At 64.0% G+C, this 14,952-nt stretch carries 14 protein-coding genes and 1 pseudogene; 7 read left to right on the forward strand and 8 right to left on the reverse strand.

Features of this window, described 5'->3' with window-relative positions; all coding sequences use genetic code 11:
* Position 1: 1 nt before the first annotated feature.
* The 3 genes and pseudogenes from KY465_RS11925 to KY465_RS11935 all read right to left on the reverse strand — a co-directional run bounded on the left by KY465_RS11925 (position 2) and on the right by KY465_RS11935 (position 1,840).
* Positions 2-703, reverse strand: coding sequence for a TIGR02281 family clan AA aspartic protease (locus KY465_RS11925; RefSeq protein WP_219201936.1), 702 nt, complete (start codon positions 701-703; stop codon positions 2-4).
* Between the two features lie 77 nt (positions 704-780).
* A pseudogene (locus tag KY465_RS11930) lies at positions 781-1,002 on the reverse strand (DUF1289 domain-containing protein); the annotation flags it as partial.
* Between the two features lie 49 nt (positions 1,003-1,051).
* Positions 1,052-1,840: an adenosylcobinamide-GDP ribazoletransferase gene (locus tag KY465_RS11935; protein ID WP_219201938.1), complete on the reverse strand. Its 789-nt coding sequence runs from the start codon at positions 1,838-1,840 to the stop codon at positions 1,052-1,054.
* A gap of 125 nt (positions 1,841-1,965) precedes the next feature.
* Here KY465_RS11935 and cobT point away from each other — a divergent pair, with 125 nt between their 5' ends.
* The gene (gene cobT, locus KY465_RS11940; RefSeq protein ID WP_219201939.1) at positions 1,966-2,982 is read left to right on the forward strand and encodes a nicotinate-nucleotide--dimethylbenzimidazole phosphoribosyltransferase; all 1,017 of its coding nucleotides are present in this window, start codon (positions 1,966-1,968) and stop codon (positions 2,980-2,982) included.
* Positions 2,983-3,015: 33 nt separating this feature from the next.
* On the opposite strand, the gene KY465_RS11945 is transcribed toward cobT, so the two are convergent.
* On the reverse strand, positions 3,016-4,551 hold the full coding sequence (locus KY465_RS11945) for a sensor histidine kinase (RefSeq protein WP_219201940.1): 1,536 nt from the start codon (positions 4,549-4,551) through the stop codon (positions 3,016-3,018).
* Between the two features lie 190 nt (positions 4,552-4,741).
* On the opposite strand from KY465_RS11945, the gene KY465_RS11950 reads away from it, so the two are divergent.
* The 4 genes from KY465_RS11950 (at position 4,742) to KY465_RS11965 (ending at position 7,173) form a co-directional block, all read left to right on the forward strand.
* Complete coding sequence (locus tag KY465_RS11950) at positions 4,742-5,353, forward strand: glutathione S-transferase family protein (RefSeq protein ID WP_219201941.1); 612 nt, start codon at positions 4,742-4,744, stop codon at positions 5,351-5,353.
* 17 nt (positions 5,354-5,370) lie between these two features.
* The gene (locus KY465_RS11955; protein WP_219201942.1) at positions 5,371-6,012 is read left to right on the forward strand and encodes a uracil-DNA glycosylase family protein; all 642 of its coding nucleotides are present in this window, start codon (positions 5,371-5,373) and stop codon (positions 6,010-6,012) included.
* A 97-nt stretch (positions 6,013-6,109) separates the two neighbouring features.
* Complete coding sequence (locus KY465_RS11960) at positions 6,110-6,589, forward strand: Lrp/AsnC family transcriptional regulator (RefSeq protein WP_219201943.1); 480 nt, start codon at positions 6,110-6,112, stop codon at positions 6,587-6,589.
* An 86-nt stretch (positions 6,590-6,675) separates the two neighbouring features.
* The gene (locus tag KY465_RS11965; RefSeq protein WP_255561636.1) at positions 6,676-7,173 is read left to right on the forward strand and encodes a DUF302 domain-containing protein; all 498 of its coding nucleotides are present in this window, start codon (positions 6,676-6,678) and stop codon (positions 7,171-7,173) included.
* Positions 7,174-7,191: 18 nt separating this feature from the next.
* Here KY465_RS11965 and KY465_RS11970 read toward each other — a convergent pair whose 3' ends face one another.
* The 3 genes from KY465_RS11970 to KY465_RS11980 all read right to left on the reverse strand — a co-directional run bounded on the left by KY465_RS11970 (position 7,192) and on the right by KY465_RS11980 (position 10,341).
* Positions 7,192-8,100 carry a DUF6492 family protein gene (locus KY465_RS11970; protein ID WP_219201944.1) on the reverse strand — a complete coding sequence of 303 codons (909 nt, stop codon included), beginning with the start codon at positions 8,098-8,100 and terminating at the stop codon, positions 7,192-7,194.
* A 25-nt stretch (positions 8,101-8,125) separates the two neighbouring features.
* The gene (locus tag KY465_RS11975; protein ID WP_219201945.1) at positions 8,126-8,899 is read right to left on the reverse strand and encodes a WecB/TagA/CpsF family glycosyltransferase; all 774 of its coding nucleotides are present in this window, start codon (positions 8,897-8,899) and stop codon (positions 8,126-8,128) included.
* 191 nt (positions 8,900-9,090) lie between these two features.
* Positions 9,091-10,341 (reverse strand): glycosyltransferase, encoded by a 1,251-nt coding sequence (locus KY465_RS11980; RefSeq protein ID WP_219201946.1) that lies wholly within the window; start codon positions 10,339-10,341, stop codon positions 9,091-9,093.
* Positions 10,342-10,468: 127 nt separating this feature from the next.
* Here KY465_RS11980 and KY465_RS11985 point away from each other — a divergent pair, with 127 nt between their 5' ends.
* The gene (locus tag KY465_RS11985; protein ID WP_255561637.1) at positions 10,469-11,491 is read left to right on the forward strand and encodes a glycosyltransferase family 2 protein; all 1,023 of its coding nucleotides are present in this window, start codon (positions 10,469-10,471) and stop codon (positions 11,489-11,491) included.
* A gap of 9 nt (positions 11,492-11,500) precedes the next feature.
* Here KY465_RS11985 and KY465_RS11990 read toward each other — a convergent pair whose 3' ends face one another.
* Positions 11,501-12,376 (reverse strand): NAD(P)-dependent oxidoreductase, encoded by an 876-nt coding sequence (locus tag KY465_RS11990; protein WP_219201947.1) that lies wholly within the window; start codon positions 12,374-12,376, stop codon positions 11,501-11,503.
* Positions 12,377-12,462: 86 nt separating this feature from the next.
* Here KY465_RS11990 and KY465_RS11995 point away from each other — a divergent pair, with 86 nt between their 5' ends.
* Positions 12,463-14,943, forward strand: a complete 2,481-nt coding sequence (locus KY465_RS11995; RefSeq protein ID WP_219201948.1) for a penicillin acylase family protein — start codon at positions 12,463-12,465, stop codon at positions 14,941-14,943.
* The last annotated feature ends 9 nt before the right edge of the window (positions 14,944-14,952 follow it).

Below are 14,952 nucleotides of genomic sequence, written 5' to 3' on the forward strand. Positions count from 1 at the left end.
GTCAGTCGCGCATGATGACCTCGTTGCGGCGCAGTTCGAACGAGGACAGCGACGAGATGAAATTCATGCCGAGCAGGCTTTGCTCGAGCAGCCCCTCCTGGGCCACCGTGGCGCGCAGATCGGTGCGCACGATCGGGCCGATTTCCAACCGCTCGAGGCGCACCGAGGCCGCCATTGCGCTGCCGTTGGCGGTGGTGATCGGCACGCTGAAACTCAGGGACGCCGGGTCGATGCCGATCGCGAGAGCATCATGCCAGCTCAAGGCAATGGTCGTGGCGCCGGTATCGACGAGAAACTGCACAGGCGTGCCGTTCACCTGCGCGTCGGTGACAAAATGGCCGTTCAGCGATTTGCGCAGCGCAATTTCCGGGCTCTCCCCGGCGGTCAGCACGACCGGGCGGGCCGGATCGAGGCTGGCGATCATGTCGCCGGCGAAATCCTGCACCTGATCACGCCATGTCCAGCCGGCGACCAGAGTGAGGATGATCACCGCCCAGAGAAACAGATTGCGGATCAATTCGCCGATATGGCGGTGCGACCCGACGATGCCGGCGGCGAGCACAGCCCCCAGCGTCGCCAGATAGGCAAGGCGGGCGAATTCGTCATTGGGCAGCGAGAGGGTCTGGCCGCGATCGTGGTTGATGATCAGCAGAACAAGCGCAAGTCCCAGCGCACCGAGAACGAGATTCAGGCCGAGCTTCATGACGTCCTCCCGGTTTCAGTGCTCTGATCGCGCGTGGCTGGCCCATCCTCGAGCGTTTCATTCTCGGGAGATCCGGACGCTGTCGTCTGCGCCTTGAGGCGCTGGCGGCGCGTTTGCCGGCGCGGGCGACGCTCGATCGTTTCAAGGCGGGCCGGTAACTCGGCCATCAGGGCACGGCGCTCCTCGTCGCTGTACTCCATCCATGCGGCGATCTCGCCGCCGCTGCGTCCGCAGCCGAAGCAATAGCCGGTGCGCTCGTCGATCGAGCAGAGCAGAATGCAGGGCGTTTCGATGGTCATGCAGGCCTGAGTTTATCCAAGGTCGGTGGCAGTGGCTTATATCGGGTCCTTAAAGGGCGACAACAAGGGCGATGAGGAATGCGGTCTCGGCGATTTGCTGCGTCGCGCCGATCGTGTCGCCGGTGTGGCCGCCCAGATGGCGCTCGACATAGCGCGTCCAGGCGTAGGTTGCAGCGATGGCGAGCGGCACGACCAGCAGCAGTGCGATGATGCCCGAGAGCCAGAATGTGATGAGCAGTGCCGGAATGATGCCGCCGATCAGGGCGGTGCTGCGTGCCTGGGCATCCGGCGCACCGGCGCGGCCGGCAACGCCATCGCTGCGCGCAGAGGAGAGATGGTACCAGTGCGCGACCATCAGGCCGCGCGACAGAGCGGCAGTCACAAGAAAGACAAGCGCGCTGAGGAGCGGCGATGCGGCGGCAATCAGCGCCGCCAGGCAGACGGCACGCAGCGCAACGGACAGGATCAGGGACAGGGCTCCGTAGACGCCGATCTGGCTGTCCTTGAGAATGGCCAGGATGCGGCCGGGCTCGCTCAATTTGTGGCCGGCCGCGCCGAAGGCATCGGCACAATCGGCAAGCCCATCCTCGTGCAGCGCGCCGGTAAGTACGATCATCAAAGCAAGGGCCAGCAACGCGGTGAGCGCGTCTGGTGCGCCGAGAGCGGCAAAGATCAGGATCAGCATGGCCGAGGGCAGGGCGATCACGGCGCCGGCCAGAGGAAAGATGCCGGCATATTCGCCCGTCCGCCCCGGGTCATCGGTGAAAAAACGGTCCGGCACCGGCAGCCGGCTGAGGAAAGCGACGCTCCGTACCAGGGCAATGACAGGGTCAGACATGATGCACCTCGATTTCGCGCAAAAGATGAAGCCGGGTGGCGCAGCACGCCGTTGAATTGTTGCGATTCTCACTTTACACCCGAGCGGCCCGCGCGTCATGCGCGAGCGCGCAAAGGAGAACGACGATGAGTGCGAGCGGTCTGCCCTTCGATGACTTCCGGGCCCTGCTGAACAATCTGCCGGGGCCGGATTCGGCGCAGCTGGCAGCGGCGCGCGAGCGCGATGCGCAGTTGACCAAGCCGGCCGGCGCTCTTGGACGGCTCGAGGAAATCGCCTTCTGGCTGGCGGCCTGGTCGGGCCGTCCGCCGCAGATCAACCGGCCGCTGGTTGCCGTCTTTGCCGGCAATCATGGGGTCACGCGGCAGGGTGTCACGCCGTTTCCGGCCTCGGTGACCAAGCAGATGGTCGATAATTTTGCCGCCGGCGGGGCTGCGATCAACCAGATCTGCATCGCCCATGATCTCGGTCTGAAGGTGTTCGACCTGGCGCTCGACATGCCGACGCAGGACATCACCGAGGAGGCGGCGCTCGACGAGCGGGCCTGTGCGGCGACGATGGCCTTTGGCATGGAGGCGATCGCCGGCGGCACGGATCTGTTGTGCATCGGCGAAATGGGGATCGGCAACACGACGATCGCGGCGGCCATCTTTCATGCGCTGTATGGCGGCTCGGCGGCGGACTGGGTAGGGCCGGGCACCGGATCCGAGGGCGAAGTCCTGGCGCGCAAGGTGGCGGCGGTGGAGAAAGCCGTGGCGCTGCACAGGGGACATCTCGATGATCCCCTTGAAGTCCTGCGGCGGCTTGGCGGCCGGGAAGTGGCGGCAATGGCCGGGGCGATCCTCGCGGCGCGCGTCGAGCGTGTCCCGGTGATCATCGACGGCTATGTGGCAACGGCGGCCGCCGCGATCCTGCATGCCGCCAATGCGCAAGCGCTCGATCATTGCCTGATCGGCCATGTCTCGGCGGAACCGGGGCATATGAAGGTGGTCGAACGGCTCGGAAAAACGCCGCTGCTGGCGCTCGGCATGCGTCTTGGGGAGGGCACTGGCGCGGCCCTTGCTGCGGGCGTCGTCAAGGCGGCAGCCCTGTGTCATTCGGGGATGGCGACTTTCGCCGAGGCCGGGGTCAGCGGCAAGGCGTGAGCCCGGGGCGCGGGCTCCGCGGCGGGCGTGAATTCAGGCGAAAGCCCGGCGCTTTTTTTGCTCCGGCGTCTGGACGCCGGCAACGGCTTCCATTCCGGCAATGATGCGGTTGGCCGGCAGGATGGCGAGTGCTTCAGTGCCCTCGCGCAGGCGCGAGCGCAGAATGAATTCGCCGCCATGCTTGGCAAGGATTGCCTGCACGATCGGCAGGCCGAGGCCGGTGCCCTGCTCGGCACTCTTGATGGCGATCGATCCCTGGCCGAAGGCCGAGAGCACGACCGGTATCTCTTCTTCGGGAATGCCCGGCCCGTTGTCGCTGACAGCGGCATATTGACCGCCGCCGGCGGTCCAGCCGATCTTGACGGTGATCTCGCCGCCAAGCGGCGTGAATTTGACCGCATTCGACAGAAGATTGAGCAGGACCTGGCGGATCGCCTTTTCATCCACCCAGATGAGCGGCAGGCCCTCCTGAAAACTCTCGATGATGCGGATGTTCTTGTTGCGCGCCTTCAACTGGACGAGGGCAATGCAATCCTCGGCGATCTCGGCGAGGGAGAGCGATGATTCGTTGAGATCGTAGCGTCCCGCCTCGATGCGCGAGAGATCGAGGATCTCGTTGATCAGGTTGAGCAGATGCTGGCCGGACCGGTGGATGTCGCCGACATATTCCTTGTAGCTCGCATTCTCCAGTGGCCCGAGCACCTCGCCTTCCATGACCTCGGAGAAGCCGAGAATGGCGTTGAGCGGCGTGCGCAACTCGTGGCTCATCGAGGCGAGGAACCTCGATTTGGCAAGGTTGGCCTCCTCGGCCCGGCGCCGCGCTTCGTCGGAGACGGATTTGGCCACTTCCAGTTCGGCGATCAGATAGTCCTTTTCGCTCTGATAGGTCAGCATCTTGACGTTGGAATCATACAAGCGGCGCGAGACGAACAGAAACAGTGCGGTGGCCGTTGCCACCATGGCCAGCACGGAGAAATGCGCCGGGTCGGGGCGCAGCAGGGCCAGGACGAGCAGGATGCCGACGCTTGGCAGGGCAGCGCAGATCAGCGCGAAGCGCAGCGTGAAGGTCGCCATGGCGGTGGCGGCGATGACCACGACGAGCGTTGTGGCCTTGTAGTAGGCGTAGGTGTCACCCCCGCACGCCGAGCAATCGCGCACGGAAAAGATGGCCCAGCAGATGCCGATCAGCAGGTGAATTCCGAGAAACTGGCCGCGCCAGCGCCGGGCGTCGGCGTCGTCCTCGAAGTGCCGCGGCGCGCGCCGGGCCTTGAGCAGGAGGACCGCGTAGGCACAAAGCGTCACGAACGCCCAGGCGAAAAGATCGAGCGCCGCGTCGAAGTAAAGACCGGCGAGCGCTGTCATGATCACCAGGAATGGCGGTGCGGCCGCCCCCTGCAGGATGGCGCTGACGTGCAACATCAGCATCTCACGATCAAAGCCGGTGTTGCTGGTGCGGCCGTTTTGCAAGGTGTCGCGCGCCGTCCGCACGGTCTTCACCACAGCCGCGTTGCGGTGGGTCCGCGTCCGGTCGACAATATTCTTGTCGGATATGGTGGCCGGCTGGCTCATTCGTGCTCGCGCGTTCCGTCAGGATTCCGTCCCGGTTAAAATATGCGGGAATGCTTAAGAAGGCCTTTGCACCGGCGCTGCCGGGCGATCATTCTTTCGTCGCACGCGGCTGGTTGCCACCATTGTGCTGCAATAAGAAAGCATGGGAAAAGAGCCGACCGACCCAGCAGGCAGATAAGAGGAGACCGGAATGAAGCTCTATGATGGCGGCATGGCGCCCAATCCGCGCCGCGTGCGTGTGTTTCTCGCCGAAAAGAACATCAAGGTCGAGCTTGTTCCTGTCGATCTGACGGAAAAAGCGCACAAGAGCCCGGACATGACAGCGCTCAATCCGATGCAGCGGGTGCCGGTGCTTGAACTGGATGATGGGACGGTGATCACCGAATCGGTGGCGATTTGCCGCTATTTCGAGGAGATCACGCCCGAGCCGGCACTGTTCGGCAGCGGTGCGGTCGGGCGGGCGCAGGTCGAGATGTGGAACCGTCGTCTGGAGCTTCATTTCATGGCGAGCGTCGCCGCGGCTTTCCGCCATTGCCATCCGGCGATGGCCGGTTGGGAAGTGCCGCAGCTGCCGGAGTGGGGTGAGGCCAACCGGCCGAAGGCGCTGGCTTTTCTCGACATTCTCGACACGCATCTGGCGGAGAATGAATTTGTTGCCGGCGAAGCGTTTTCCATCGCCGACATCACCGGCATGATCGCGTTCGAATTCATGAAACCGGCACGGATCGGGCGGCCCGAACATCTTGGCAATGTGATGCGCTGGTATCAGGCTGTCTCGGCGCGGCCGTCTGCCCGCGCCTGAGGAAATCGCGCAGCCAGATGACAGCGGTCGACGAGGAACTGACAGCTTTTCTGCGCCGGGTGCGCGCCTGCCGGATCTGCCGGGATGCGCCGCTTGGTGGGCCATCGCGGATGTTGCCGCACGAACCGCGGCCGGTCTGCGAAGCCTCCAGCGTGGCGCCGATCCTGATTGCCGGTCAGGCGCCGGGAACGCGGGTGCATGCGTCGGGGCGCCCGTTCACCGATCCTTCCGGCGTAAGGCTGCGGCAGTGGCTGGGGGTCGATGAAGCGTCATTTTATGATCTGCGCAACTTTGCCGTCGCGCCAATGGGGTTCTGTTTCCCCGGCCTTGATGCCAAAGGCAGCGATCTGCCGCCGCGCCGCGAATGTGCACCGACATGGCGCGCCGATCTGATGCGCCGGATGCCGCAGATCCGGCTGGTGGTCGCGATCGGCAGCCACGCGCAGGCCTGGCACCTGGGGGCCCTGAAGCGCCGCACCCTGACCGAAACGGTGATGGACTGGAAAGCCATATTGGAGGCGACGGATCGCACGACGCCGGTCTTTGCGGTTCCGCATCCGTCCTGGCGCAATTCCGGCTGGCTGAAACGGCATCCCTTCTTCGAGGCGGAAGTGGTGCCGGAACTGCAGCGCCGGGTGGCGGCCCTGCTGGAGCGCTAGAATATTGTACTCGTACTCTTCCTGATTGAGGGTATAATTTCTTTGTGGGCTCCCATTTCCTGCGCTAAGTGGAACAGGTTCATAATTGGAGGATCTCATGGATCGTCTCGACCGCAAGATCCTGCGGCTATTGCAAGAAGATTCCACCCTGGCGGTGGCTGAGGTCGCCAAGAAGGTAGGACTTTCGACGACACCGTGCTGGCGGCGCATCCAGAAGCTTGAGGAAGACGGTGTCATCCGCCGGCGGGTGGCTCTGCTTGACCCGGTGGCGGTCAACACGCGGGTGACGGCCTTTGTCTCGATCCGCACCAATTCGCATTCGCAGGAATGGCTGAAGCGCTTTTCGGAGGTGATCGCCGACTTTCCCGAGGTGATCGAGTTCTACCGGATGAGTGGAGACGTCGATTATCTGCTGCGCGTCGTCGTCCCGGATATCGCGGCCTATGATGCCTTCTACAAGCGGCTGATCGGCAAGATCGAAATCCGCGACGTGTCGTCGGCCTTTGCGATGGAGCAGATCAAGTACACCACCGAGCTGCCGCTCGATTACATGGTGCTGAGCAAGGATTCGGGCTGATATCAGCGTACTGTTCTTCGCGGCTGGAACATGCAATTGTTTCAATGTGTCCGGGCGTTGCCGGACGAATGTCGGGAGGAACAGTGATGACACCCAACTTTCTACGCACTTCGTCCCTCAAGGGAGCCGCGCTTGGCGCTCTGGTGGCGGGCGGTCTTGCGCTGGTGATCGGGCCGGTTCAGGCCGAAGGGTCTGATGTCTACAGCGTCACGACATCAGAGATGTCATTCGAAGATGCCGCGCAAGGCGTCAACGATGCCATCATCAACAAGGGCTACAAGGTCGACTATCACGGCTTTCTCGGGGAGATGCTGAAGCGCACGGCGGAGGATGTCGGCGCGACGCAGAAGCTCTACAAGGATGCCGAATTCTTCACCTTCTGCTCGGCTGTCGTGTCGCGTACGGCGATGGAGGCGGATATCGGCAACATCGCCTATTGTCCCTATGTCATCTTCGTTTACGAGGACGCCAGCAATCCCGGCGAGGTGACGATCGGCCATCGCACGCTGCCCGAGGGCGCCGGGCGCGATGAGGTCAATGCACTGCTCGGTTCTCTGGTCGATACGGCAGCCGAAGGGTTTTAGCGGCGGCGTTCTGAAAGATCAGCTGACCGCTGCGCGGCCTTGAGCGCCGTCGTCCTCGTAGAAGGTTGCCGCAAGTCGCCGGACATCTTCGATCGGATGATCGACGAAGGACTGGATGCAGATGCCGACATGGTGGCCTGCGATGCCGCGGGTGAAATCCGCCAGTCCTTCCGCCGTCTCCGGAAAGGCTTCGCGCGTCCACAGGACATGCGCCAGGGACTTGTCGGTTCTCCGGTGCCCGGCCCCATCGAGCACTTCATCGACATAGCGGCCGTAAATCATGCATTCGGAAATGTCGCGCGACGATGTCACGGCACGCAGCCAGCTCTTGCCTGTCGTTTTCTCGATGTGGTCGAGCAGCGCCCTCGTGGTGTCGACACGCCAGGGCAGGAAGGTGGAGACATAGTCATGCGCCGGATCCGGCCGGCGCGGCAGGCCGAGCAGATTGCCGGCATGGGCGATCCACGCAAGGTGACCCGAAGCGGCGGTGGTGGCCGCGTTGTCGACGCGATAAAAGCGCAGGTCCCCATCCGTCCAGAGGCTGGCGGGATCGTAGGGCCGCACCACCAGACTGTCTGAATCAATGGTCAGAAAGGCATCCGCGTCAACGTGGCGGGCCATTGCCAGAAGCCGCAATTGCTGGGCATGCCACCCGCGCAACGGCCGCGAAAAGGGGCTCAGCCAGATGCGCCGCCGACCCCGCGCGAGCGGGTCGGGATAGGAGCGCAGCCATGCCGGGAACAGGGCATCCTCGCCGAGAATGGTCCGGCGCGGTCCGGCCAGTTGCGAGAACAGGGCGATGTCGTTGCGCTCGACAAGGATATAATGATGCCAGTCGCCGGTGAAAAAGCGGTCGACCGTCTCGCACATCAGCTTGCAGCGGTCGAAGTCGCCGACATAGGAAGGCGTCAGAATGGCGGTTCGCATCGAAGGTGTCCGTTCTTAAGAGACGTCAGGCGGTCGCAGCTGGACGCGGCGTTGGGCGTTTCAGTCTATAGCGAAGCACGCGCAAGAGAAAAACCGGATTGCCGAGGATATAGCGGCGCCACAGGCGTGAGGGTTCGAGATACAGACGATAGAGCCATTCAAGCCGCAATTCGCGCATCAGCGACGGGGCGCGGCGCACCTTGCCGGAGACGAAGTCGAACAGCGCTCCGACGCCAAACACAAGACGTCCATGCCGCGGCTCGAAGTGCTGGTCGATCCATAGCTCCTGGGCGGGACTGCCCATGGCGACCAGAGTGATGTCCGGCTCGAATGCGGCCAGCTCGGCCAGCAGATTTTCTGACGCATTGCGATCGAAATAGCCATCGGAGAGCGCGCGAAAGGTATGCCAGGGCGCCAATTGCTGGAAATTGGCACAGGCTTTCTCCAGGACGGCCTGCTCGGCGCCGATCAGGGCGATGCGGCACGGGTCTTTCAGATGCACGAGCAGGGCCGGCACCAGATCGGTGCCGTTCAGATTGGCGGGAAATTTGCACCCTTCGAGAAGTTGCGCCGCGACGTCGACCCCAACCCCGTCGGCCAGCACCTCGCTGCGCGACAAGACAGCGCGATAGGCCTTATTGGTGGCGGCAAGGTTGGAATTGTTGGCGTTGAGAAAGTTGATGCGCCGCTGCGCCGGGGCGTCTCGCAGCGTGGCTTCAAGGTCGGCCAAAGCCTCCTCGAAGCCGAGCGATCGCACCTTGATGCCGAGAATATCCAAGGTCGATACGGGCTGCGTCATGTCCAGTCACCTTCGAAGGGGTCGCGTCGCTCAAATGACGAAAAACAAGTTAATTCCGGTCCAACAGATGCTCATGAAAAAACAGGGGCGCCGCGGAGTGTGCTGCGCAGGGAAATGCAATGTCAGCATCCGAGATAGCACGGTGCAGCGGGCAACGCACCGGGAAAGCATCGGAGCGGTTAAGCGGCGATTTACTCTTTGTTAAGCATGTCCGGCGGCGCGCTCTCCGCGTGGTCTTCTCTCGGTTCTTCTTTGGGCTTTTCGCTGCGCTCGGCGCGCGCGGCGACCCGCTCAATTCCGGTTCTCAACGCGGCCAGAAGACCGTCGAGCTGGCGCTGGTGAAAGGCCCTGCCGTCACGATCGTCAATGCTGTTGTCGCGCGCTTGCGTGACGGTGTGCACGAGCGCCGCCGCAAAGGCGGCGGGATCATCGCTGACGGTGCAATTGTCCGGGCGCGTGGTCAGGCCGCGCAACGCATTGGCCGTGGCGACCGAGGGCAGGCCCATTTCGAAGGTTTCGATCGTCTTGAGCTGAACACCGGTGCCAAGGCGCGATATCAGGGGAATGACACGCGCGGAGCGCACGAATTCGCGGGCGTCCGGCACGCGTCCGAGAAATTGCACATTGGCGGGGATGGATGCGGGCCGGTCTTCGAGATCCCCGGCAATTGCGATGCTGAAATCCGCAGGCAGGCGCGGCGCGATCTCGGTGAGAAACCAGTCGAGGCCGGCGCGATTGGCCGCCCAGCTCCACGACCCGATGAGGCCAACATCATAGCGCGGCTGTCGCGGCGAGGGGGCCGGGGGCGGCTCGATCGCGGTGACCAGCGGCAAGGTGGCGGAGCGGGTCTCGCTGTCGACCCCGAGGACCGGCCGGTCAGCGTCGGCAAGCGTGAAAACGAAGCCGGCATCGCGGCACAGCCGGCTCTCGAGTGCGGCGAGCAGGCGTGCCTCGCGGCGGAAAAGCAGCGCACGCAGCGGGCTCGAGGCGGTTGACGCGTTGTCACGGGCGGAGCGGGCTTCGACATTGTGGGCGACGAACAGATAGGGGCGGGCGGTGAACAGGTCGAGAAAGGCGCCCGGCAGCTGCACGGAATTGAGAAACAGGAGGTCATAGGGGCCGAACGCAGCCAAAGCCGCGGCGACATCTTTTTGGCTGACGGCATGCATCTTGGTCACGGATACCGGCTCACCGCGGAGAAGTGCCCGGCTCAGCCAGGCGAGTTTGCGGCCTCGTCCGACCCGCGCATTGGTGACCTCCAGTTCCCGCAAAACCCGCGTGTGCGCGGCCTCGGCGGGGGTGTTGCCGGGTTGCAGGAAACCAAGCACCGAGACGCGGTGGCCGAGCGCGCGCAGCGCATCGACGATGACCCGGTTGGCGATGTCATAGCCCGAGCGGGGCTCGGCAACCGGAACCAGCGATGTGACGAAAACGATATGCATGACACCCGGCCACGTTGAAAGGCCGCCTGATCATCGGCGCCGGGACTGAAATTGCCGTTAACGGTGCGGCGAGATGTTTCGCCCGGACTTTCAGGCAATCTTTAAGATTTTCTGGCCAGATCGCTCCATGCCAGAGATCGCCGCCAAAGCTGCCATGCCTGCCGATGTCACCATCGCCTATCGATCGGCGCATTTGGCGGCCGAGAGCGCGCAGACGGTGGTGACGGTCCCGACCTTCCGCCGCCCCGAGCATCTGGTGGCCACACTCGATTCGCTGGCGCGGCAGCAGGGCGTTGCTCCTTTTGCGGTCATCGTGATGGAAAACGATGCCGAGGGCCGGGCCGGCGCCGACGCGGCGCGGCGCTGGTTCGAGGCACTCTCAGCCGATGCGGCTGTGGCGGGGGGCCTCGTGGTCGTCGCGCACCGGCGCGGCAATTGTCATGCGTATAATGCCGGCTGGGAGACAGCGCTGCAGGCCTTTCCCGGCTGTCGCCAACTGGCTGTTCTCGATGACGACGAACTTGCGGATGCCGGCTGGCTCGGCAATCTGCGCGCCGTCGCGGCGGCGAGCGGCGCCGATCTGGTCGGCGGGCCGCAGGTGCCGGTCTTTGACGATCCGGCGCTCTCGCCATGGGCGCGCCATCCGGCCTTTCAGCCGCACTACACGCAAAGCGGGCCGGTGCCGATCCTGTATTCCTCCGGCAATGTGCTGATCGCCCGGCGGGTGATCGAGGCGATGCCGCGTCCTTTTCTCGATCCCGCCTTCAACTTCATCGGCGGTGGCGACAGCGACTTTTACCGCCGCTGCCGCAAGGCGGGCTTTCGCTTTGCCTGGAGTGCGGAAGCGAAGGTGTTGGAAACGGTGCCGAGCCGGCGCGCCGAATTTTCCTGGCTGAATGCGCGCAGCCTGCGCAATGGCGCCATCTCGGCGATCATCGAGCGGCGCGAGGCGCCCGGCTGGCGATCGCGCCTCAGGATTGTCGGCAAGTCGCTGGCCCTGCTCGCGGCATCGCCGTTTCGCGGCGTGCGGCTTGGCGCGGCCACCGGGTCCGCGACAATCGGGCTCTACCATCTGCAGGTGGCGATCGGGCGGCTGCTTGCCGAGTTCGGCCTGGTCAATGAGCAATACCGCAATCCGGAAGCCAACTGAACGTCCGCCTTATTTTCCGCTTTCGAGGCGGGTGAGCAATGACGAGGTGTCCCAGCGGTTGCCACCATTGGCCTGGACGTCGGCGTAGAACTGGTCGACAAGAGCGGTGACCGGCAGACGCGCGCCATTGCGGCCAGCCTCATCAAGCACGATCTTGAGATCCTTGCGCATCCAGTCGACGGCGAAGCCATGCTCATACTCGCCAGCATTCATGGTCTTGTGGCGGTTTTCCATCTGCCAGGAGCCGGCGGCGCCCTTGGAAATGACCTCGACGACCTTTTCGATGTCGAGACCGGCGCGTTTGCCGAAATGGATGCCTTCGGCAAGACCCTGCACCAGTCCGGCAATGCAGATCTGATTGATCATCTTGGTCAATTGACCGGCGCCGACCGGCCCCATCAGCCCGACCATGCGTGCATAGGTGTCGATCACCGGCCGGGCGCGATCGAAGATCGCCTGCTCGCCGCCGACCATGACGGTCAGAACGCCGTTCTCGGCACCGGCCTGACCGCCGGACACCGGCGCGTCGAGAAAACCGCAGCCCTTTTCTGCACAGGCCTCGGCCAGTTGCCGTGCCACCTCGGCGGAGGCCGTGGTGTTGTCGATCAGGATGGCGTCGCCGGACATGCCGGCAATGGCCCCGCTGTCGCCGAGCGTGACGGATCGCAGATCATCGTCATTGCCGACGCAGGTGAAGATGAACTCGGCTCCCTCGGCCGCCTCGGCCGGTGTTTCGCAGGCCGTGCCGCCGAATTCCTCCGCCCATTGCCTCGCCTTGGCGGCGGTGCGGTTGTAGACCCGGAGCGTGTGATCGCCGCGCGTTTTGAGATGTCCCGCCATGGGGTAGCCCATTACGCCCAATCCAATGAATGCGACTGTTGCCATTCTGCCTGTCCTTCTGCCACAACTGCCTTCCTGGCGGCATGATGCAACCGCCGGGAGTTTTTTACCGTTCAGGGGGACATAAACCAATGCGCAGGATCATCAAAGGCCTGGCCCGTGGGTTGCTTGTTCTCGTGCCTGTGGTTCTGCTCGCAGCCGGCGCGGCGTTCCTCTATTTCTCACGGGCCTTGCCGGAACGGGACGGGGCAGTGCAGATCGCCGGCCTGGCGGGGCCGGTGACGATCACGCGGGACCGTGAAGGGGTGCCGCATATCAGCGCTGGAAACGCGTCGGATGCGGCTGCCGGTCTCGGCTTCGCGCATGCGCAGGACCGGCTCTGGCAGATGCATGTCAGCCGCATGGCCGGCAAAGGCCGTCTGTCCGAGCTGTTCGGCGCGGCGACCATCGGTACCGACCGCTGGCTGCGCACCATGGCGATCGACAAGGCGGCGAAGGGCTCTCTGGCGGTGATCGATCCGCCGACGCAGGCCATGCTTGAGGGATACGCGCGCGGCGTCAATGCCTGGCTTGCCGAAGACGGGCGCACATTCGCCGCGCCGCTGCCGATCGAATTCAGCATTCTCGGCGTGGCGCCGGAACCGTGGTCGCCGCTCGATACGCTGATCACGATCAAGATGATGTCGGTTTCGCTGGCCAATAATGTCGGCCACGAGGTGCAGCGCTTGAGCTTTGCGCGGCTCGGGCTGACGCCAGCAGAGATCGAAGATCTGATGCCGCCGGTTGCCGCGGACGCGCCGCCGCCGCTTCCCGAACTCGCCGAGCTGCTCGGACTTGATGCGGGACCCTTGCAGAAGGGCACGGCCCAGGATGGCCAGAATGCGTCTCTGTCGCCGGTCGGAGCATTCTTCGACGAGATCACCGCCGAGCGGGCTTCGAACAACTGGGTGGTCGGCGGGGCGCGCACGGCGTCCGGCAAGCCTGTGGTGGCCAATGATCCGCATCTTGGACTGACGGCGCCCTCCATCTGGTATCTTGCGCATCTTGAAGTGACCGAGGAATTCGGTGCTCCGCGCAATCTTGTCGGCGCCAGCCTGGCCGGAGCGCCGTTCGTCTTCCTCGGGCGCAATGATTTTGCCGCCTGGGGCTACACGAACACGGCCACCGATGTGCAGGACATCTTCATCGAGCGGGTCAACCCCGATAATCCGGAGGAGTATCTGACGCCGACAGGCTGGGCGGCGTTCGGTTCGGCGCGCGAGACGATCAAGGTCAAAGGGGGGGCGGACGTCGTCTTCACGCGACGCTGGACCCGCCACGGTCCGGTCCTGCCGGAAAGCTACAAGAACATCGCGGCTTATCTGCCGGAGAACAGCGTGGCGGCCCTGCAATGGGTGGCTCTGGCGCATGATGACACCACGGCCAATGCCGGCCCGCGCCTGTTCACGGTCGAGAGTGTGGCTGATTACCAGGCGGCGATGGAGCCGTTCCTGACGCCGATGCAGTCGATGGTGGTCGCCGATATAGACGGTAATATCGGGTTCATCGCACCCGGGCGGGCGCCGGTGCGAGATCCGCGCAACCTGGTTGAAGGGCGGGCGCCGGTGCCCGGCTGGGATGAAATCTATGACTGGCAGGGCTATCTGCCATTTGCGGAACTGCCGCGCCAGACCAACCCGGACAAAGGCGCCATCGGCACGGCGAACACGAAGATTGTTTCGGCAACCTATCCGCATTTCCTGACCTATGACTGGGATCGGGGTTTCCGCCAGGAGCGCGTCGATGCGCTGATTATCGATGCAGAGGCGCCGCACACGCCGGAACTGTCGCGCGAGGCGCAGGCGGATGTCTATTCGCCGGGACTGGTGCGGCTGCGAGATCGATTCACCCAATTGCTGCAAGATGCTGATCTGACTGTGGAAGAAGAGGGCGTGCTGCGCCGGCTCGAACGCTGGGACGGGAGGATGGCGGCAGGCCGGTCCGAGCCTTTATTGATGATGGGCTGGGCGCGGCAGATGATGATCGAGACCTATGCGGATGATCTCGGACCAGCCTTTGACGACTGGCTGAAAATTCGGCCGGACACGCTGGAGCGCAATTTCAACGGCAGCGCGGCACGCGACTGGTGCGATCGCACAGGAACGGATCAGCGTGAGGATTGTGCCGACACTGCGCAGCTGGCGCTGGGCAACGCGCTGTCCGATCTCAAGCGCCGCTATGGATCGGACATAGAAGCCTGGGATTGGGCCGAGGTCCACACGGCGCGCGGCGCGCACCGGCCGTTCTCGCAGGTCGACCTCCTGGCGCGCTTCTTCGATGTCAGCGTGCCGCATCAGGGCGGGCCGTTCACGCTCGATCGTGGCCAGACGACATTGAACGATGCGGATCAGCCCTACACCAACACGCATGCGGCGAGCTTTCGCGGCATTTACGATCTCGCTGACCTGAACCGCTCGACCTTCATCCAGACGACGGGCCAGTCCGGCAATGTGTTCTCACGCCACTACCGCGACATGGCGGAGCGCTGGGCGCGGGTCGAAGCGATCGAGATCCCGACCGGTCCGGTCAAGGATGTCAAGGGAACATGGCGGCTGACGCCGAAGCCCGACTAGGAACAGGAC

The organism is Neohoeflea coraliihabitans, assembly GCF_019334345.1.
Taxonomy (GTDB): Bacteria; Pseudomonadota; Alphaproteobacteria; order Rhizobiales; family Rhizobiaceae; genus Pseudohoeflea; species Pseudohoeflea coraliihabitans.

Coding starts and splice junctions, on each gene's coding strand:
- KY465_RS11925 (WP_219201936.1), bottom strand. CDS start 703: ATGAAGCTCGGCCTGAATCTCGTTCTCGGTGCGCTGGGACTTGCGCTT.
- KY465_RS11935 (WP_219201938.1), bottom strand. CDS start 1,840: ATGTCTGACCCTGTCATTGCCCTGGTACGGAGCGTCGCTTTCCTCAGC.
- cobT (WP_219201939.1), top strand. CDS start 1,966: ATGAGTGCGAGCGGTCTGCCCTTCGATGACTTCCGGGCCCTGCTGAAC.
- KY465_RS11945 (WP_219201940.1), bottom strand. CDS start 4,551: ATGAGCCAGCCGGCCACCATATCCGACAAGAATATTGTCGACCGGACG.
- KY465_RS11950 (WP_219201941.1), top strand. CDS start 4,742: ATGAAGCTCTATGATGGCGGCATGGCGCCCAATCCGCGCCGCGTGCGT.
- KY465_RS11955 (WP_219201942.1), top strand. CDS start 5,371: ATGACAGCGGTCGACGAGGAACTGACAGCTTTTCTGCGCCGGGTGCGC.
- KY465_RS11960 (WP_219201943.1), top strand. CDS start 6,110: ATGGATCGTCTCGACCGCAAGATCCTGCGGCTATTGCAAGAAGATTCC.
- KY465_RS11965 (WP_255561636.1), top strand. CDS start 6,676: ATGACACCCAACTTTCTACGCACTTCGTCCCTCAAGGGAGCCGCGCTT.
- KY465_RS11970 (WP_219201944.1), bottom strand. CDS start 8,100: ATGCGAACCGCCATTCTGACGCCTTCCTATGTCGGCGACTTCGACCGC.
- KY465_RS11975 (WP_219201945.1), bottom strand. CDS start 8,899: ATGACGCAGCCCGTATCGACCTTGGATATTCTCGGCATCAAGGTGCGA.
- KY465_RS11980 (WP_219201946.1), bottom strand. CDS start 10,341: ATGCATATCGTTTTCGTCACATCGCTGGTTCCGGTTGCCGAGCCCCGC.
- KY465_RS11985 (WP_255561637.1), top strand. CDS start 10,469: ATGCCAGAGATCGCCGCCAAAGCTGCCATGCCTGCCGATGTCACCATC.
- KY465_RS11990 (WP_219201947.1), bottom strand. CDS start 12,376: ATGGCAACAGTCGCATTCATTGGATTGGGCGTAATGGGCTACCCCATG.
- KY465_RS11995 (WP_219201948.1), top strand. CDS start 12,463: ATGCGCAGGATCATCAAAGGCCTGGCCCGTGGGTTGCTTGTTCTCGTG.